This is a genomic window from Pseudomonas japonica, assembly GCF_013522925.1.
In the GTDB taxonomy this organism is placed as follows: domain Bacteria; phylum Pseudomonadota; class Gammaproteobacteria; order Pseudomonadales; family Pseudomonadaceae; genus Aquipseudomonas; species Aquipseudomonas japonica_A.
In genome coordinates this window covers 160,442-178,253 of sequence record NZ_JAAMQU010000006.1, presented here as the reverse complement: position 1 = coordinate 178,253, position 17,812 = coordinate 160,442, and the positions used below count along the sequence as shown (strand labels likewise).

Sequence of the window (17,812 nt, the reverse complement as noted above, 5' to 3'; positions counted from 1 at the left end):
TGGTTTGGAAGGTGTCAGTGCCCGCGCGTTAGACCCGGTAGGGGATCGGCCTTATCAAGAAAGAAGAATAAATTAACAGACCCCGCTATTTTCCATGGCGGTGGCACGTCAACTCACACGGCATCTATCGCTGAATGAACACTACATTGATGAACATAGCCGTGGTCGATGACGATCATTCTGTTCGTAAAAGTCTTACTAATTTGCTGAAGGCTGCCGGTTACAGCGCGATGAGTTTTCCCTCGGGCGAGGAAATCCTCGCTTTCCCTGATATGGGGGAGCTCTCGTGCGTACTTATGGATCTACGGATGGGAGGCATGCAGGGCACGGAAGTGCAAAGGTTGCTGGCCCAGCGGGCACCAGGCCTGCCGGTGATCTGCATGTCGGCGTTCTGGGATGACGTTTCCCTTGCAGAAGCCACCGCTCAAGGTGCTTACCAGTGCCTGCGAAAACCCTTCACCGCCGAGGAATTGCTGTCGTCGATCCGCGAGGCGATGCCTGGCGTTTCCGCCAGTGCTGCGACTGGGGCAGCGTAAACGGTTGAGATACACTGGCGGCTCACTCTTCCAACGCGCTGCCGCCATGCCCCCGCTCAAATACCTGCAAGCCTATCCCGCCGACCTGCAAGCCAGAGTACGCCAGATGATCGAGCAGCAGCGCCTGGGCGATTATTTGCAGCAGCGCTATCCGGAGCGGCACGCTATACAAAGCGACAAGGCGCTGTACGGGTATGTACTGGACATCAAGCAGGAGCATCTGCGCAATGCGCCCAGCCCCGACAAAGTGCTGTTCGATAACCGGCTCGACCTCACCCACCGCGCGCTCGGGTTGAACACGGCGATCTCCCGTATGCAGGACGGCAAGCTCAAGGCCAAGAAAGAAATCCGTATCGCTTCATTGTTCAAGGAGGCCGCACCGCAGTTCCTTAAAATGATCGTGGTACATGAATTGGCGCACCTGAAAGAATCCGACCACAACAAGGCGTTCTACAAGCTCTGCGACTATATGCAGCCGGGTTACCACCAGCTGGAATTCGACCTGCGGGTCTATCTTACCTGGCGTGACCTCGCCACCTGACCGGAAGTTGTCCATGGATGTCAGCAAAACCCGCACCAGTTTCTACCGGCGCCTGTACGTGGCTTACTTGATCGACAGCGGCTTGGCCAGCAGCATCCCCGCCTTGACCGAGGTCACCGGCATGCCAAGGCGCACCGCCCAGGACACCGTGGCAGCGCTGGCGGAGCTGGATATCGTGTGTGAGTTCGAACAGGCCGAGGGGGAGCGTAACCATATAGGCCACTACCGGATCCGGGATTGGGGCGCGATCGACCGAGGGTGGGTCGATCGCAATCTCGCCCGGATTAAAGCCGTGCTGCAGTATCCCTGAAGTTGCGTCGGATTTACCGGCAAGGAATGCCGGGCCAGAATGTGCCCGGCTGCCTCATCTACCTCTTATTCCCCGTCAGGCGTGATCGACCCCGCTAGCCACCCCCAACAGGCCTACTTCCGCCGCAGGCGCAAACATCATATCGTCGTTGCGCAGGTCCAGGCTCCAGTCGCCGGTAAGGGCGATTTCGAACCGGTGGCCCTGGGCGTCAGGTTCCACATCCTTGAGGTAGGTGCGGTCCAGCTCCGCGTTATAAACCTTCTTCAATGTCGTGCCGGTACCGTCACCGAACCCCGTGTAACCCAGCGCCGACACATCGATCTTGTCGTTGTAGTCGGCGAACCGGACTATCAGGTCCACAAAGCTCTGGCTGTCGGTGCGGTAGCTGTCGGTGGCCGCCGTGTAGCGGAACACGTCGGCGTCATTGGTAGTGCGGGAAAAAATTGAAGTATTAGGGTCGTCGCCGCCACTGAGCTGGTCGGCCCCGGCCCCGCCGATAATCACATCGGAGCCTCCACCGCCATCAATACGGTCGTTACCAGCCAGGCCATAGATGACTTCCGAGATTGCCGTTCCCGTGATCACGTCGCGGCTTGCGGTACCTTCGACAGAAGGGGCCGTGAATACCAGGTTGGTGCTGTTCAATTGCCCCACCAAGTCGCCATCGAACGCCAGTTCGAAGCGCTGCCCAGTGGCATCGGCATCAAAGCTTTTCAGGTAGGTGCGGGTGCCGTCAGCGTTGGCCTGGATGGCCAGCGTGCCATTGTGGCCGTCGCCAATGCCGGTGAAGCCCAGCGAAATCAGCTCTACGCGGTCCTGTGAGGCGTCGAAGTCCAGAATCCGATCACTGCCGGTTTCGCTGGCGGTACGGTAGCTGTCGCTGACCTGGGTGAAGCGGAAAATGTCCGCGCCATTGCCACCCAGCAGCACATCACGGCCACCGCCGCCTTGCAGTACATCATCACCGCCCAGGCCGCGGATGATTTCCGCCGTGTCGTTGCCCAGCAGGTTATTGGCGTCGCCGGAGCCGTCCACATGGTATTGGCCGTCCTGGCTGCCGAAAGTCGTGTCCAGGCTGCCGTCCGCGTTCAAGCGGGTGATCACCTCGCCGGCAATAAGGATTTTGCCATCGGGCTGAACGACCACCGAGTGGGCATAGCTCGAAGCGCCCTGGGGCACTTCGATCGTGAGCTTGCCGTCGTCGCTGAAGGAGGTATCGAACGAACCGTCCGCGTTGAGGCGCAGCACGTTGAAAGCGCTGCTGTCGGCACTTTCGCCGGCCACGATGACCTTGCCATCAGCTTGCACCGTTATCGAAGAACGATAGTCCAGCCCCAGCGCAGGGTCGAAGTACACCACCCCGTCGTCGCCGAACCGGGTATCAACGTTGCCATCCGCTGTGAGCCGCTGAACGGCATACGTTGGGTCGCCAGGGCTGCCGGCCCCGGGCCCCTCGTCACCGCCCACATACAGCCAGCTACCCAGTACTACGCTGCCGTCGGGCTGCACAGAGGTGGCGATATTGCCGTTGGAATAGTTCCCGGTCGGGTTGAGGACAAGCGCGCCGTTATCACCGAAATCCTCGGGCGGAGCACCGGTGCTGTCCAGTTTGAACACTATCGCTTGCGAGGTGCCGCGAAGGCTGGCATACACCGAGCCATCCGCAGTGGCGTAAATAGCCATACCGTCATAACCGAAGGGCACGTCCAGGCTAGCGTTGCCGCCATTGGCGAAGCTGGTATCCAAGGTGCCGTCCACATTGAAGCGTTCCACCTTCAAACCGGTCAGGCTCGACTGCGCCGACAGCACCTTGCCGTCGGATTGCACCGCCATCACATAGTAGGCGTCATCTTCCGGATCAAGGCTGGCGGGTACGAGGGCAATCCCATCCTGGCTGAAGCTCTTGTCCAGGCTGCCGTCTGTGTTGAGACGCACCGCCGTGAAGCTGCCGCGTGTGCCATAGCTTTCATCGCCCGGGGAGCCCGGGTAGCCAATAGCGGTCTGGAAGCTTTCGCCCCCTACAATGATCTTGCCGTCGGGCTGAAGGATCATGCTCCAGTTTGAATCGGCACCTGTGGAAGGGTCAACCTGCACGGTACCCGGGCCGGTTCGCACGGTGTAATGGATGGTGGCCTTGCTGTCGGTTGAAGCCATGGCATTGTCCTTTAGACATGGAGCTCGAAGGGGCGGGCGAGGGGTACGGCACTAACCCTCTGGATCCGACCTTGGCAGGGCGCATAAATGCGAACAGAACCGAGCCGACCTTTCCCTAACCCCTCAAGCGATCTACCAAGGCCCTGCGGGCCTGCTCTTCCGTGCGCTCGAAGTGCAGCGGCGTCACCGCAATCCCGCCCCGCGCAATCACCGCGGTTTCACTGTCCTGGGCATCGGGCGTGTCATCGCGCTTGATGTTCAGCCAGTAATACGCCTGTTCACGCAAATCGGTACGCCCCGTTACCTCCAACCCCCGCATACGCCCGCGGCCCTGGCGGGTCACTTGCAAGGGGCCGGCCTGGTCGGCGGGTACGTCGGGGAAGTTCACGTTGAGGCAAGCGCCGGGCGCCCAGCCGGCGGCCCATAGCTGACGGATAACGCCGGGGGCGAGTTGGCGCGCGGTATCCCAGCGCACGGCGTCGCGGCGAGTGAAGGCTTGGCTCAGGGCAATGGCCGGAAGCTCCAACAACAGCGCTGCCATGGCCGCGCCTACCGTGCCGGAAAACACCGTTTCGCGCCCAAGGTTCGCGCCTTTGTTTATGCCGCTGAGCACCAGCTGTGGTGGGGCGGGCATCAGTTGGCAAACGGCCATGGCCACGCAATCCCCCGGCGTGCCAGAAACAGAGAAACGCCGCTCTCCGCGATGGGTCACCCGCAGCGGCTGATGCAGGCTGAGCGCATGGGAGACGCCACTCTGGTCGTGGTCCGGCGCCACTACCCAAACCTCGACGCCCAACTCGGCGGCCACCGCTTCGAGCGCGGCCAACCCCGGCGCGTCGATGCCGTCATCGTTAGTGAGCAGCACACGTTCAAGGCGTGGTTCAGTCATCGGTATCAGGCTCCTGAGGGGAATGGGCGAAGTTCCAGCGCGGGGCGGTCTTGGCCAGGCGGTGGCGCATGTCGTCGATGTTGGCGGCCAGCTCCCGGGTCATTGCCCGGTAGCCGTCCAGTGCGGGGTAGGGCAGTTCTTCTGCGGGTTGACCGGCAGGGCGTTCTGCCCCTCGCAGCAGCTGCTCGGTGTGGCCGTCACGGAGGGCGCGCGCCATGCCGACCAGTTGCCGGCGAATGAAGCGGTGCTCGGCCTCAAGCGACGAGCGCAACGCCGCCATGGCTGCGGCATCCTCTGCAGGCGGGCGGGTATCGGCCAGGATCTCGAGGAAGGAAATGCACAGGCGCAGGTTACGCTGCAGCGCGTCGAGCTCGGTTTGCGAGATCTGTACTTCCTTGGAAACGGACGCCATCAGGCCGCGCAGTTGCACCAGGGAGGCACTGAGGTTGCGCATGCGCTTGAGGTGCGCATCGCTGGTAACGGCTTCGCCGGCAACGATGCGGCCATGCACCGCGGCGCACTCGCGAAGGTTGCTTGCCAGGTTGTAGCGCCACGAATACACGGCGTACAGCGGCAGCGCGAAGGAAAACGCCAGCGCCAGCACGTTGCCGATCAGGATGTCGACGGTGCGCCATAGACCATCGGACATGGGATTGTCGCCATGGCCGGCGACGATGAAGATCGTGATCGCGGACAGCAGCGCGGTGTAACCCCCTTTGCCAATGGCGTGATATGCGAAGAACCCGCAGGCCGAGGACATCAGCACGTAGGTGAGCAATGACCAGCCCAGGTAGCTTTGCTGGGCAACGATGGCCAGGCCAATGGCGGCGCCGATCAAGGTGCCATACGCCCGCTCGGTGGCCTTGCGGCGAATGTTGCCGTGGTGCTGCAGCCCGCCGATCACGATCAGCATGGTGACCGAGGCCCATTCACCGTGAGGCAAATGGATACCGGTAGTCAGCAGGATGGTCGCCACCAGCCCGATTGCCACCCGCACGGCATGGATCAAGCGGGCGTGACGAAAACGGCGGTAAGGGTCGAGCAAGGGGCGTAGCAGTCGGCGAAGGAACAAAGGCAGCGAGGCGGTCATCAATGGGCTTCAGGGTCGAGGGTTGGGTGAAGGAGGGCGCGCATGCAGGATAGAGCAGGCGCAGCGGCCGGGTGACGCAGGAAAGGGTAGTAGCTGGGGGGAGGGCGGGCAAGGGCAATGCGCGCCGGGCTATCATGCGCGGTTGGTTATAAGAAAGTCCTTCGGTTTGATGCGCATGGGGAGAAATGTTATCTTTGCGACGCAGAAAAGCGACATAACTTTCGGGCGACAAGGAGTTGCATTGTAATGAAACAAAGTGTTTTCAAGGTAATCAGACTTGTACTGTCTGGTGCTCTTGTCGGCGTGGTGACCACTAATATGGTCGGTGGGCACGTTGAAGGCCTCACGGAAGTTGTTGGCGGCGTGATTGGTGCCGGCAGCGCTGTAGCGCTCATGAAGCTTTCACTGCTGGCATAGCTGTGGCGCTTTTTGAACTCATTCCCAGCGCAACTGTAGAGAACACAACATTTACAGGCGCTGTTATCTGTGTGCTCATTCGCATCATTCTGCAATGGTGCCATGGATTGAAAATCAATACCTCGCTTTGCGTGACGGCTTTCTTCAACGGAACATCGGTCGTGCCCTTTGGATTGATAGCCGGATGTATCTTTTATCCAGATTGGATTCAGGTTGTCATGGAGTCTAAATTATCCATGGCAATCGCTGGCGGCGTGGGTATGTTTTTTGTGCTGGGCGAAGTTTTCCGCCCTTCCGATTTACGAAAAAAGGCGCAGGAAACTGGCCAGCCTCATCCTCACGGCAAACTACGCACGTAATCACTCATTGGGTTCTTTAGCCAAGCCTGAAGTTCGGCCTCGGCCTGTTCCAGCGCATTGGGGTTGAGCAACTTGCGCAGCAGCGCAATGTTCACGGCGCGGGCCCGGAGGTTGAAGGCGGCGGCCCGCTCGCCGGATTCCCCTGGCTGGTAGATCCCAAGTTTTTCATACAGCTGCTGCAGCCGGTTCTGCACGGTGCGCAGTGAAAGGTTGCGGCGGCTGGCGATGGCCCGGTCTGTGAGGCCCAGGGCGATGTCCTGCAATACCTCGTATTCGTTGTCGGTAAGGCCGTTACGCAGGTCCTGGGTTTTCTGCTGCACACCGCGCACTTCCCTGTCGATCACGCACTGCTGTTCGATGAACAGGCTTCGTAGCGCCAGACGCAGGCGTTCTTCGGAAGCGGTCTTGAGGATGTAGCCATAGGCCGCGCCCGGCGGCACGATGCGGGCGATGCCGCGCACGTAAGCCTCGTCGGCGTAGTTGGACCAGAACAGGATGGAAGTGTCGGGGCGGTCCTTCCAGATAGTCTTGGCCGCTTCCACGCCGGTGCGCTGGGGCATTTGCAGGTCCATCACCACGGCGTTTATCTGGTGCGCGTGGGCCAGGTGTACGCCTTCCAGGCCGTTCTGGCCCTCAAGCAGTTGCTCGCACTCGGGCAACGCCGCTTCGATCACTTCCTTCAGGAATGCCCGGTGAACCGGGTCGTCTTCCACCAATAGAATGTTCATGGCTGCTCCAGCGGTGCGCTGCCCAAAGGCATGCGGATTTTCACCCGCGTGCCCTTGTTCCCGGGGCCGCGGTCGATGTGCACGTTGGCGCCCAGCAAGCGCGCGCGGATCTGCATGTTCCGGATGCCGCCGGTCTTGAGCAGGTCCTTCACATCCAGCCCAAGGCCGTCGTCGAGGATCGTCAGTTCCAGGTGCTGTTGGCTACCGTGAATCATCACGTCGATGGTGGACGGTGAGGCATGGGTAATCGCGTTGTTCACCGCTTCCTGAATGATCCGGAACAGGGCTACTTTCTGCGGTTCAGCGAGGCGATTGGCCTGGCCATCGGTGTGGTCGTACAGGTGCGTTTCGATAGCCAGGCCGCTGTTGCGCACGCTGCGCAGCAGCAGGTCTTCAAGCCCTTCCTCGAAGCCGAACAGCTGCAATACCGTGGGTTTCACCGCATCGATGATCAACCGAAGTTCGCGCATGCTGTCGTGCAGCGCCTCGGTGATCAGCGCCAGTTCACCGGCCATGGCGGCGTCGGTGGTTTGCAGCCGCGCCAGGCGCCGGTGCAGGCGGGTCATGTCTGCCAGAGTTTGGTCGTGCAGGTCCATGCCGATGCGCTGCCGCTCGTTTTCCAGCTCTTCAGTCAGGCGAAGCGCGCCCAGCCGCAGGCCTTCCTCGCGGGCAACGATACGTTCCTTGGCGATGGCCAGCTTCTTGGCCTGGTCGGTCTGGCGCAGGGCATAAAGGTAGGAGGCCAGCAGGTCCGCCACGTGTTGGGTGTATTGCACGTCGCCCAAGGTATAGAAGTTGGCGCTGTGCTTGGAGCAACTGAGCGCGCCGATGATCTCGCCGCAGGCGCGCAGCGGCACATGCAGCCGGCTGCGCAGTTGCGCATCGAAGATGGGCTGGTTGAAGGCGCCGGGGAACTGGAAGCGCTCATCGGTCATGGCGTTATCCGTGAGGATGAACGGCTCGCTGCCCTGCAGCACGGTGCGGATGGGGCTCAAGGCAATCGGTAGCGGGTGGTCGACGAATTCGCTCCACGCCGTGAGCACGCCGGTTTCATACGCGTGCAGGTGATTTTCTCCATCGAGCAGCAGCAGGCTCACGTCGATGTGGTCGTGAGGCAGGATGTAGCGCACCTCATGGGACACGGCGTTGATCATGGATTGGAAATCCAGCAGCCCGGCGAGGGCGCGGGATACGCCGAGGAAGTGCTGCAGCACTTTTTCAGGAGGGATGTGTGGACGCTGCACGGTGCCTGGCCTTTATTGTTCTGGGGCATGCCGGTATGGCAATCGCACTATGGCGCATTGGATCGCTACCTGCACAGCCTAGCGCGCCCGGGCGCCATGCGCTTGCGCGGGTGCGCTCGCAGGGTGCGGGATCCCGCAAGCGGTGTGCGTGATCCTGCGTAACGTGTGCGCCGATCGCCGAAGACGCCGCTGGATCCCAGGCGCAGACTCGCCCCGGAACGTCATGAAACCGACCGGCCTCGGCCGGCCGTCACTAGCCCACAACAATAACAAGGGTCATGCTGATGAAACGTCCTCCATTGCGGCACGTGCTGTTGTCGAGTGTATTGCTGCTGTCGCCATTCGTTGTTGCCCACGCCGATACCTCGGATAAAACCATCGCCCTGTCCAATAACTACGCCGGTAACTCGTGGCGGCAGAACATGCTGGCCAGCTGGAAAGAAACCACCGACAAGGCCGTCAAGGATGGCGTGGTCGCCTCCACGGACGCGCTCACCACCGGCGAGAACCAGGCCACCGAGCAGGCGGCGCAAATCCAGAACCTTATCCTGCAGGGCTACAACGCGATCGTGATCAACGCCGCCTCGCCCACGGCGCTCAACGGCACGGTGAAGCAGGCTTGCGACGCCGGGATCATCGTGGTGTCGTTCGACGGCGTGGTGACCGAGCCGTGCGCCTATCGCATTTCCATGGACTTCAAGCAAAGCGGGCTGGACCAGATGGATTACCTGGCCAAGCGCTTCCCGAACGGCGCCAACGTACTCGAAATCCGCGGCCTGGCCGGCGTGTCCGTGGACGAGCAGATCCACAGCGGCATCGTGGCCGGCGCGCAGAAATACCCCAACCTGAAAATCGTAGGCTCGGTGAACGGTAACTGGACCCAGACCGTGGCGCAGAAAGCCGTGGCGGGTATCCTGCCCAGCCTGCCCAAGGTCGATGCGGTGGTCACCCAGGGTGACGACGGCTACGGTGCCGCCCAGGCCTTCGCCAATGCGGGCCGGCCAACCCCCACGATCATATTCGGCAACCGCGAAGAAGAGCTGTCGTGGTGGAAAAAACAGCGCGACGCCAACGGCTACCAGTCGTTCTCCATTTCCAGCGCCCCCAGCATTTCCAGCCTGGCGTTCTGGGTGGCGCAGCAGTTGCTCGATGGCAAACAGTTGCCTCACGACCTGCTGTCGCCAGCACTCAGCGTGACCCAGGACAACCTCGACACCGCCCTCAAAGGTGTGGAGAAGGGCGGCATCGTGACCCAGGTGTATACCGTGGACGACGTTGCCAAGCTGCAGGCCAAACCCGCCGCGGCGCTGACCGCCAACTGACCGACCCTGCCGCCTGGGAGCACACATGAGCACGATCCAGCGAGCGCTGGTGACCTTCAAGGGCACCAGCAAGTCGTTCGGCGCGGTGCGCGCGTTGAACAACGTGGACCTGAGTTTCCACGCCGGGGAATGCCTGGGCCTGATCGGCCACAACGGCGCGGGCAAATCGACGTTGATGCAGGTGCTGGCCGGCACCCTGGCGGCGGACACCGGCACTATGCAGGTCGAAGGCCGCGACCTGCGCGCCAGCTATAACGTGCAGCTGGCGCGTCAGCATGGCATTCGTTGCGTGTTTCAGGAGCTGTCCCTGTGCCCGAACCTGAGCATTGCCGAGAACACCCGGCTGATGTCGCCCGCCATTCGCGGCTTCGGATGGCGCCGCGAGGCGAGGGCACGGGTGCTGGCCTGCCTGGACGAGATCTTTCCCGGCCATGGCATCGACCCGGACGACACCGTGGCCGACCTGTCCATCGGCAAACGGCAGATGGTGGAAATCGCCCGGGCCTTCGTGCACGTGGACGAGCCGTTGAAACTGGTGATTCTCGACGAGCCCACGTCGTCACTGGACGCCCGGGTAGCTGAGCAACTGCTGCGTTTTGTGCGGCGCTTCGTGGCCAAGGGCGGCAGCATCGTGTTGATCAGCCATATCCTGGCCGAGATGCTGGGCACCTGCGATCGCATCGCAGTGATGCGCGACGGCGGTGTGGTAGACATTCGCCCCGCGAAAAACTTCGACCACGCTTCGCTGGTGGAGTGCATGGGCAGCGCCGCCAAAGCCACGGCCGAGCGCCAGGCGTTTGCCTCCAAGCGCCTGCAAGGCACACCGGTGATTTCCCAGCAACCTTCACGGCAACGGGACGGCCGCACCGTCGACGCCCACGCCGGGGAAATCGTCGGCCTGGCGGGCCTGGCCGGGCATGGCCAAAGCCAATGGCTGACCCAGGTGCTGCGCCGGTGCATCGCCAGCGGCCAGGGCGCCGCGCTGGTGGCCGGTGATCGGCAAACCGACGGGGTATTCCCGCTGTGGTCCATCGCCGAGAACATCACCGTGAGCTCCCTGGGGCAACTGCGCCGTGGTGCCCTGATCGACCCCGACGCCGAACGCGCCATGGCCGAGCAATGGCGCGAGCGCATGAGCATTCGCACGCCCGACATGGCCAACCCGATCCTGTCGCTGTCCGGCGGCAATCAGCAAAAGGCGCTGTTCGCCCGCGCCCTGGCGTCCAGCAGCAAGGTGATCCTGATGGACGACCCCATGCGCGGCGTGGACGTGAACACCAAGCGGGAGGTGTATTCGATCATTGCCGAGGAAGCCGCCAAAGGCCGCACGTTCATCTGGTACACCACCGAACTGGAAGAGCTGGACCACTGCGATCACGTGTATGTGTTCCGCGACGGCCAGGCGGTGCTGGACCTTCCACGCAACCAGCTCAGCGAGGAGCAGATCCTGCGGTGCTCCTTCGAGGAACAGCTCGTATGAATGCGTCTACACCCATTCCCCTGAAGGCTACGGTGGCCAGGCCAGCGCGGCTCAATGTGGCCCGTTTGCTGCGCGGCGCGCTACCGGGCGTGTCGCTGGCGGTGCTGCTGGTGGTGATCTTCGTGATGCAGCCTAGGGCCATGAGCTATATGGGAATGAACCTGATGTTCAACCTGGCGGTGCCGATCGCGTTGGCGACCATTGCCCAGATGCTGATCATCACGGTGAACGACCTGGATCTGTCTTTGGGCAGTTTCATCAGTTTCGTAGCGTGCGTGTGCGCGACGGTGCTCAACCAACACCCGCTGCTGGGCTGCCTGGCACTGGTGGGTTGCGTGGCCGCGTATGCGCTGCTCGGCGCGTTGATACACCTGCGCAAACTGCCTTCTATCGTGGTCACCCTGGGCATGTCGTTCATCTGGATGGGCGGCGCCATTCTGCTGCTGCCGGCCCCGGGCGGTACCGCGCCGCAGTGGTTGCAGGCCATCGTGCGGTACAAAACGCCGCTGTTGCCGTTCGCGATCTTCGTGTGCATCGCACTGGCCCTCGTGGTGCACCTGTTTCTGATGCGTTCCACCTTGGGTGTAGTGCTGCGTGGGGCCGGTGGCAACCCCATCGCCGTGGCCAAGGCGGGGTGGTCCTTGCTGCGGATCAAGGTTGGCCTGTACGCGCTGGCCGGCACCTTCGGCGTGCTCGCCGGGCTGTTCCTCGTCGGCCTTACCACCTCTGCGGACGCCAGCATCGCTTTGCGCTACACGCTGCTGTCCATTGCCGGGGTAATACTGGGCGGTGGCGAGTTCGTGGGCGGGCGCGTATCGCCCATCGGCGCGGTGCTGGGGGCGCTCACCCTGGTGCTGGCCGGGTCACTGCTGTCCTTCCTGCATATTTCCCCCGACTGGCAGATCGGCGCCCAGGGCGCGATCCTGATCCTGGTGCTGGCATTGCGCGCGTTCGTGAACCGCCTGGAGGCACACTCATGATGTCCGCCCGTTCCGCGTTTTCGCGCCTCAATAGCAAACCCTGGCTGTGGTCTTTCCTCGCCGCATTGCTCATATGGCTGGCGACGATAATGTTCACTGGCGGTATGGGCGGCGGTTCGCTGCTGTCCAGCGCGCTGAGTTTTTCGGCGTTCTTCGTGATCGTGGGTATCGGGCAGATGTTCGTGATCACCACGGGCCCCGGCAACATCGACTTGTCCATCCCGGCCAACATCGCCCTCAGCGGCGCGGTGGGCATGAAGCTGATGAACGAACAGGCGGACTTGATCTGGCTCGGGGTAGGAGCGGTGCTGTGCCTGGGCGTGCTGCTGGGCTGCGCCAACTACGCGTTGATCCGCGTACTACGGATCCCGCCGATCATCGCCACGTTGTCTGCCAGCTTCCTGTTGCAGTCCACCGCGATCGCCTATGGCCGCAGTGTTCGCATTCAACCACCAGAGCTGTTCTACAGCTTCTGCACCGGCAACGTGCTGGGCGTGCCGTACCTGGCGATCAGCGTGGCGGTGCTGGCTGTGGGGATGGGCTATGTCTTGGCGCGTACCCGCTATGGTCGCTGGACCGTGGCTATCGGGCAGAACGCCCGCGCCGCCGAACTGGCGGGTGGGCGAGTGGGCCGCGTGCGTTTTGCCACCTACGTATTGAGCGCCGTGTTTGCCAGCCTGTGCGGCGTATTGCTGGCGGGCTTTTCCGGTGGCGCCTCGCTGAGCATGGGCGAGGAATACCTGCTGGCTTCCATTGCGGTCGTGGTGATCGGCGGCACCTCGGTGGGCGGTGGTTTTTCCAACGTGCCTGGCATCTGGGGCGCCGCGTTGTTCCTGTATTTGCTGGTGAGCATGCTCAATACCTTCGGCGCCAGCGCCGGGGTGCGGCTGATCCTTACTGGCTTGATCATTATCGCGGTGATTACCGCTGTGAGCGGGCGCTCGTCCGCCCGCGCTGCTTGAGTGCCAGGCCATGTCGATATCCGAACCCGTCTATGAAGTGCTGGACCCACGTTTTCGCGGGCTGATTTTGCCCAACACCCAACTCGAATGCCTGTACGACCAATGCCGCTGGGCCGAGGGGCCGGTGTGGTTCAACGACGGCGGTTACCTGCTGTGGAGCGACATCCCCAATGAACGCATCCTGCGCTGGACGCCCGAGCAGGGGGTGTCGGTGTTTCGGCCCCGATCCAACTTTGCCAATGGCAACACCCGGGACCTGCAGGGGCGCCTGGTTACCTGTGAGCATGGCACCCGACTCGTGACCCGCACCGAGCCCGACGGCTCGATCACCGTGATCGCCGACCGCTTCGAGGGTAAACGCCTGAACTCGCCCAACGACGTGGTGGTGCATCGTGATGGCGCGGTGTGGTTCACTGACCCCACCTACGGCATCCTCAGTGACTATGAAGGTTTCAAGGCCGAGCCCGAGCAGGCGGGGCGTAACGTGTATCGGGTAGACCCGACCACCGGCGAGGTCCGCTGTATGGTAGGCGATTTTGCTCAGCCCAACGGGCTTGCATTCTCGCCGGATGGCGCAACGCTATATGTTGCCGATTCAGCGCGTTCGCACCATCCCGATGCGCCCCACCATATTCGCGCCTTCGAAGTAAAGGAGGGCAGTTGGCTGGGCGGTTCGCGCGTGTTCGCGCAGATCGAGCCTGGCATCCCGGATGGCCTGCGGGTGGACGTGGAAGGCAATGTGTGGACCAGCGCCGGCGATGGCATTCAGTGCTTCGCCGCCGACGGCACGTTGCTGGGCAAGATCCTGCTGCCAGAAAAAGTCGCCAACCTCACCTTCGGCGGGCCGCGCCGCAACCGGCTGTTCATCACCGCCAACACCTCGCTGTACATGATCCATGTGGCGGTGGCCGGCGCGCAGCTGCCTTGATCGCCCTTATTCGCGAGCTCCGCCCGCTTCCTACAGGTGCATGCCAGAATTCGTAGGAAGCGGGCGGAGCTCGCGAACGGTATCTTCTTACCAGTGAAGCGATCAGGTAATCGCACCAATTTGCCAAGGCACGAATTCGTTCTGGCCGTAGCCGTGTTGCTCGCTCTTGCTGCGCTCCCCGGAAGCAATGCTCAACATCATCCGGAAGATGTGTTCGCCGCGCTCTTCGATGGTCATGCTGCCGTCGGCGATGCCGCCGCAGTTCACGTCCATGTCGTCTTCCTGGGTTTCCCATAGCCGCGTATTGGTTGCCAGCTTGATCGACGGCGAGGGCGCGCAGCCGTAGGCCGAGCCGCGCCCCGTGGTAAAGGCGATCAAGTTGGCGCCGCCAGCCACCTGGCCCGTGGCCGACACAGGGTCATACCCGGGCGTATCCATGAACACCAGCCCGTGAGCCCTTACCGGCTGCGCGTACTCGTACACGTCCACCAGATCGGTGGAGCCGGCCTTGGCCACGGCACCGAGGGATTTTTCCAGGATGGTGGTCAGGCCGCCGGCCTTGTTGCCCGCCGAAGGATTGTTGTTCAACTCGGCGTCCATGCGCGCGCAGTAGCTCTCCCACCAGTGGATGCGCTCGATCAGCTTTTCTCCTACCGCTTGAGTCACCGCGCGGCGGGTGAGCAGGTGCTCGGCGCCATACACCTCGGGGGTTTCGGAGAGTATCGCGGTGCCTCCCGCCGCGACCAGACGGTCCACCGCATTGCCCAGCGCCGGGTTGGCGGTAATCCCGGAGTAGCCGTCGGAACCACCGCATTGCAGGCCTACCACCAAGTGGCTAGCGCTCACCGGTTGCCGTTCCACCTGGTTGGCTTCGGCTAGCAGTTCCTTCACCTGAGCAATCCCGCTGGCGATGGTTTTAGTGGTGCCGCCTGTGCCCTGGATGGTGAAGGTGCGTAGCGAATGGCTGCTCTCCAGGCCTTGCGCGGCGAGCAGGTCGGGAATCTGGTTGGTTTCGCAGCCCAGGCCGATCATCAACACCGAGGCGAAATTGGGGTGCACTGCATAACCGCCCAAGGTGCGGCGCAACATCGCCAAGGCCTCACCGCCGGAATCCACCGCGCAGCCTACGCCGTGGGTGAGGGCGACCACGCCGTCCACGTTGGGGTAGGGCGCCAGCGCCTCGGGGTGGATGTCCCGGCGGAAATAGTCCGCAACCGCCCGGGCCACCGTGGCCGAGCAGTTCACCGAGGTCAGAATGCCGATGAAGTTGCGGGTAGCCACCCGGCCATCCGGGCGCACGATGCCCATGAAGGTTTCGTCGGTTGGCGCGGGCGCGCCCTTGGCATCCACGCCAAAGGCATAGTCCCGTGAAAATTCACCCATGGCCACGTTGTGGGTGTGCACGTGCTGGCCGGCTTCGATGGGCTGGCTGGCGAAGCCGATGATCTGCCCATAGCGGCGCACCGGTTGCCCGGCGGCGATAGCCCTGGCCGCAACCTTGTGGCCTGAAGGGACAGCGTCGAGCACCTCGATGCCTTCAGGGAGGGCCAGGCCTTTTACCAGCGGCTGGCGTGCAATCAGCACGTCGTCCAGCGGGTTGAGGCGGATCACGGCATTGGCGGCGGTTTCGCTGCCTGTTGTTGTTATGAGTTGCATGGTGGTACCTCGGTGTGGTCTTCCTGCTGGGCCGGCGGCAAGCCATTGAGCGCTTTCATTACGTCGAAGAGGTGAGGGACGTAGAGATCGCCATGCCCCAGATTAGTCGCCAGTACGTACACCTGCCGAACCGCTTCAGCGATTGACGCCGACGAGGACTGCTCCGCTGCTAATCGGGAGTACGCGCGCATGTCCTTGGCGGCGTTGCGGATGGCGAACTGTTGGCCGCTGTCGTCGCCTTCAAGCAGGTACGGGATGATGCGGTCGAAGGTTTTGCTGTGGGCGCCGCTGAGCCGGCACACCCCGGCGAATTCGCGCAGGTCGAGCCCGGCCTTGGCGGCAGTGCCGAAGGCTTCGGCGAGGATCGCGCCATTGGCCTGGGCAATGAAGTTGTGAATCAGCTTGGCCCGATAGCCCGAACCGTGGGCGCCCAGGTGATGCACGGTTTCGGCATAAGCGGCCATCAGTGGGCGCACCTGTTCCAGCACCTGCGCCTCACCGCCCACCAGCACGTTCAGCCGGCCTTCGCGCGCTTCTCTGGGGGTGCGGTTCACCGGCGCGTCGAGGAACGCCGCGCCCTTGCTGGCCAATGCCGTGGCCAGCTCCTCGGCCAGTTCGGGGTCGGCCGTGCTGCTGTCGATCACGACAAGGCCAGGGTGCGCGCCTTCGAGCAGGCCGCCCGGGCCGAACACCACCTCGCGCACCTGCGGCGTACCGGTCACGCAGAGGATGACCACGTCGGCATGGCGAGCCAGTTCGGCCCCACTGGAGGCCTCCCCGGCCCCCTGTTCAAGCAATGCCTCAATGGCCGTGCGGCTGCGGTGCGCCAGCGCACGCAGTTCAAAACCTTTCTCGAGCACCCGCGCGGCGATGGCGCTGCCCATCAAGCCCAGCCCCACCATGCCAACGCGTGTGATGCGCTGTTGTGTGGTGCTGGTCGGTTCGTTGCCTGTCTGGTTCATTGCGGCGCCTCCGCGCACAGCGTTCGATGATTGGCCAAGGCAGGCGTGTCGCGCCTTGGCGCCAGCTCACGGCCTGCCCATTGCACATGCTGATGGCCAAGGGCAGCGATGTTGTCGCAGCCCAGCAAGCCAATTACGCGGTCCACTTCGTTCATCAGGATTTCAATGGCGCGATCGGCGCCCGCACGGCCACCGGCGGCCAGGCCCCAGGTGGTGGCACGGCCCACCAGCACCGCATCCGCGCCCAGGGCCATGGCCTTGACGATGTCGCTGCCACGCCTGAAGCCGCCGTCCAGCATGACCGCCAGCCGGCCTTTCACGGCTTCCACTACCTCGGGCAGCACGTCCATCGCCGACACCGCGCCATCGAGCTGGCGGCCACCGTGGTTCGACAGCACGATGCCGTCCGCGCCGATGGCCACGGCCTGCGCGGCGTCGTCCGGGTGCAGCAGCCCTTTGATAATCAGCCGCCGTGGCCAGCGATCCCTTAGCCAGCGCAGGTCCTCCCAGGACAACGAAGGGTCGAGCTCTTTGGCAAGTGCCGTGGCCGCGCCGCTCACGCTGTCCTTGCCGGGCGGCAACAGGTCGCCCAGGTTGGCGAAGCGCGGCATGCCATGGGGCCACAGCACCTCGGTCATCCAGCGGGGGTGCGTGATCACATCCAGGGTATTGCGCAGGTTCAGCTTCAGCGGCCGGGCATAGTTGCGCAGGTCCCATTCGCGCTTGCCATAGATCGCGCTGTCGGTGGTCACCACCAGCGCTTCTACACCCGCACGTTCGGCGCGCTCGGCCAGCTTGGCGACGAAATCGCGGGTACGGTACATGTACACCTGCATCCACACGCGGCCACCGGCGGCTTCGACCACCCGCTCCAGCGGCACGGTGGACGCGTTGCTCAGGATGAACGGGATACCCGCCGCGGCGGCCGCGCTTGCCAGCGCAATGTCGCCTTCGTGGGCGAGCAGCCCGCTGAAGCCGGTGGGCCCGATCATGAACGGTGCCGCGCTGCGCCGGCCGAACAGGTCGATGCCGATGTTGCGCTTGGACACGTCGATCAATGCCCGGGGCTTGAAAGCGATTTCCGAGAACACCTCCCGGTTGCGGCGCAAGGTGGTTTCTTCCTCGGCGCCGCCCTCGATGTATTCGAAACAGAAGTTCGGCACGCGCCGGGCCGCCATTGCGCGCAGGTCTTCGATGCTGTGCGCGCGGCGGGGGTCGCGGCCTGTATAGAGACGACGTAGCACGGGAGGCCTC

Annotated in this window: 18 protein-coding genes; 10 read left to right on the top strand and 8 right to left on the bottom strand. The window is 63.1% G+C overall.

Annotation, left to right across the window (positions count from 1 at the left end; all coding sequences use genetic code 11):
• Positions 1 to 134: 134 nt before the first annotated feature.
• Genes G7016_RS11740 through G7016_RS11730 form a run of 3 tightly spaced genes read left to right on the top strand, consistent with a single transcriptional unit; the run spans position 135 to position 1,387 of the window.
• The gene (locus tag G7016_RS11740; RefSeq protein ID WP_258195150.1) at positions 135 to 536 is read left to right on the top strand and encodes a response regulator transcription factor; all 402 of its coding nucleotides are present in this window, start codon (positions 135 to 137) and stop codon (positions 534 to 536) included.
• 46 nt (positions 537 to 582) lie between these two features.
• Positions 583 to 1,077 carry a YgjP-like metallopeptidase domain-containing protein gene (locus tag G7016_RS11735; protein WP_181114290.1) on the top strand — a complete coding sequence of 165 codons (495 nt, stop codon included), beginning with the start codon at positions 583 to 585 and terminating at the stop codon, positions 1,075 to 1,077.
• A gap of 13 nt (positions 1,078 to 1,090) precedes the next feature.
• The gene (locus tag G7016_RS11730; RefSeq protein WP_181114288.1) at positions 1,091 to 1,387 is read left to right on the top strand and encodes a winged helix-turn-helix domain-containing protein; all 297 of its coding nucleotides are present in this window, start codon (positions 1,091 to 1,093) and stop codon (positions 1,385 to 1,387) included.
• A 75-nt stretch (positions 1,388 to 1,462) separates the two neighbouring features.
• Here G7016_RS11730 and G7016_RS11725 read toward each other — a convergent pair whose 3' ends face one another.
• From G7016_RS11725 to G7016_RS11715, 3 genes are all read right to left on the bottom strand, one after another.
• A complete protein-coding gene (locus G7016_RS11725) occupies positions 1,463 to 3,541 on the bottom strand; it encodes a M10 family metallopeptidase C-terminal domain-containing protein (protein WP_181114286.1) in 2,079 nt (692 codons plus the stop codon).
• A gap of 115 nt (positions 3,542 to 3,656) precedes the next feature.
• A complete protein-coding gene (gene surE, locus G7016_RS11720) occupies positions 3,657 to 4,430 on the bottom strand; it encodes a 5'/3'-nucleotidase SurE (RefSeq protein ID WP_181114284.1) in 774 nt (257 codons plus the stop codon).
• Positions 4,423 to 5,520 (bottom strand): FUSC family protein, encoded by a 1,098-nt coding sequence (locus G7016_RS11715; RefSeq protein WP_181114282.1) that lies wholly within the window; start codon positions 5,518 to 5,520, stop codon positions 4,423 to 4,425. The genes surE and G7016_RS11715 overlap by 8 nt, the downstream gene beginning before the upstream one ends.
• Before the next feature lie 246 nt (positions 5,521 to 5,766).
• Between G7016_RS11715 and G7016_RS11710 the strand changes: the two genes are divergently transcribed.
• Both G7016_RS11710 and G7016_RS11705 read left to right on the top strand, forming a co-directional pair.
• Positions 5,767 to 5,937: a hypothetical protein gene (locus G7016_RS11710; RefSeq protein ID WP_181114280.1), complete on the top strand. Its 171-nt coding sequence runs from the start codon at positions 5,767 to 5,769 to the stop codon at positions 5,935 to 5,937.
• A gap of 2 nt (positions 5,938 to 5,939) precedes the next feature.
• Positions 5,940 to 6,296, top strand: a complete 357-nt coding sequence (locus G7016_RS11705) for a hypothetical protein (protein WP_181114279.1) — start codon at positions 5,940 to 5,942, stop codon at positions 6,294 to 6,296.
• Here G7016_RS11705 and G7016_RS11700 read toward each other — a convergent pair.
• Entirely contained in the window at positions 6,275 to 7,024 is a 750-nt protein-coding gene (locus tag G7016_RS11700; RefSeq protein WP_181114278.1) for a response regulator transcription factor, read from the bottom strand. The genes G7016_RS11705 and G7016_RS11700 overlap by 22 nt on opposite strands.
• Positions 7,021 to 8,268 carry a GAF domain-containing sensor histidine kinase gene (locus G7016_RS11695; RefSeq protein ID WP_308812158.1) on the bottom strand — a complete coding sequence of 416 codons (1,248 nt, stop codon included), beginning with the start codon at positions 8,266 to 8,268 and terminating at the stop codon, positions 7,021 to 7,023. Before G7016_RS11695 ends, G7016_RS11700 begins: the two co-directional genes overlap by 4 nt.
• A gap of 284 nt (positions 8,269 to 8,552) precedes the next feature.
• Here G7016_RS11695 and G7016_RS11690 point away from each other — a divergent pair, with 284 nt between their 5' ends.
• Genes G7016_RS11690 through G7016_RS11670 form a run of 5 tightly spaced genes read left to right on the top strand, consistent with a single transcriptional unit; the run spans position 8,553 to position 13,940 of the window.
• The gene (locus G7016_RS11690) at positions 8,553 to 9,590 is read left to right on the top strand and encodes an ABC transporter substrate-binding protein (protein ID WP_181114276.1); all 1,038 of its coding nucleotides are present in this window, start codon (positions 8,553 to 8,555) and stop codon (positions 9,588 to 9,590) included.
• A gap of 25 nt (positions 9,591 to 9,615) precedes the next feature.
• Positions 9,616 to 11,070, top strand: a complete 1,455-nt coding sequence (locus G7016_RS11685) for a sugar ABC transporter ATP-binding protein (protein ID WP_181114274.1) — start codon at positions 9,616 to 9,618, stop codon at positions 11,068 to 11,070.
• Positions 11,067 to 12,050: an ABC transporter permease gene (locus G7016_RS11680; protein WP_181114272.1), complete on the top strand. Its 984-nt coding sequence runs from the start codon at positions 11,067 to 11,069 to the stop codon at positions 12,048 to 12,050. Before G7016_RS11685 ends, G7016_RS11680 begins: the two co-directional genes overlap by 4 nt.
• Positions 12,047 to 13,012, top strand: coding sequence for an ABC transporter permease (locus G7016_RS11675; protein ID WP_181114270.1), 966 nt, complete (start codon positions 12,047 to 12,049; stop codon positions 13,010 to 13,012). The genes G7016_RS11680 and G7016_RS11675 overlap by 4 nt, the downstream gene beginning before the upstream one ends.
• 10 nt (positions 13,013 to 13,022) lie before the next feature.
• Positions 13,023 to 13,940 (top strand): SMP-30/gluconolactonase/LRE family protein, encoded by a 918-nt coding sequence (locus G7016_RS11670; RefSeq protein ID WP_181114268.1) that lies wholly within the window; start codon positions 13,023 to 13,025, stop codon positions 13,938 to 13,940.
• A gap of 102 nt (positions 13,941 to 14,042) precedes the next feature.
• Here G7016_RS11670 and G7016_RS11665 read toward each other — a convergent pair whose 3' ends face one another.
• The 3 genes from G7016_RS11665 to G7016_RS11655 are packed head-to-tail and all read right to left on the bottom strand — an operon-like array spanning position 14,043 to position 17,802.
• Entirely contained in the window at positions 14,043 to 15,596 is a 1,554-nt protein-coding gene (locus tag G7016_RS11665; protein ID WP_181114266.1) for a UxaA family hydrolase, read from the bottom strand.
• Positions 15,584 to 16,558: an NAD(P)-dependent oxidoreductase gene (locus G7016_RS11660; RefSeq protein ID WP_181114264.1), complete on the bottom strand. Its 975-nt coding sequence runs from the start codon at positions 16,556 to 16,558 to the stop codon at positions 15,584 to 15,586. The genes G7016_RS11665 and G7016_RS11660 overlap by 13 nt, the downstream gene beginning before the upstream one ends.
• Complete coding sequence (locus G7016_RS11655; RefSeq protein ID WP_181114262.1) at positions 16,555 to 17,802, bottom strand: alpha-hydroxy acid oxidase; 1,248 nt, start codon at positions 17,800 to 17,802, stop codon at positions 16,555 to 16,557. Before G7016_RS11655 ends, G7016_RS11660 begins: the two co-directional genes overlap by 4 nt.
• Positions 17,803 to 17,812 lie beyond the last annotated feature (10 nt).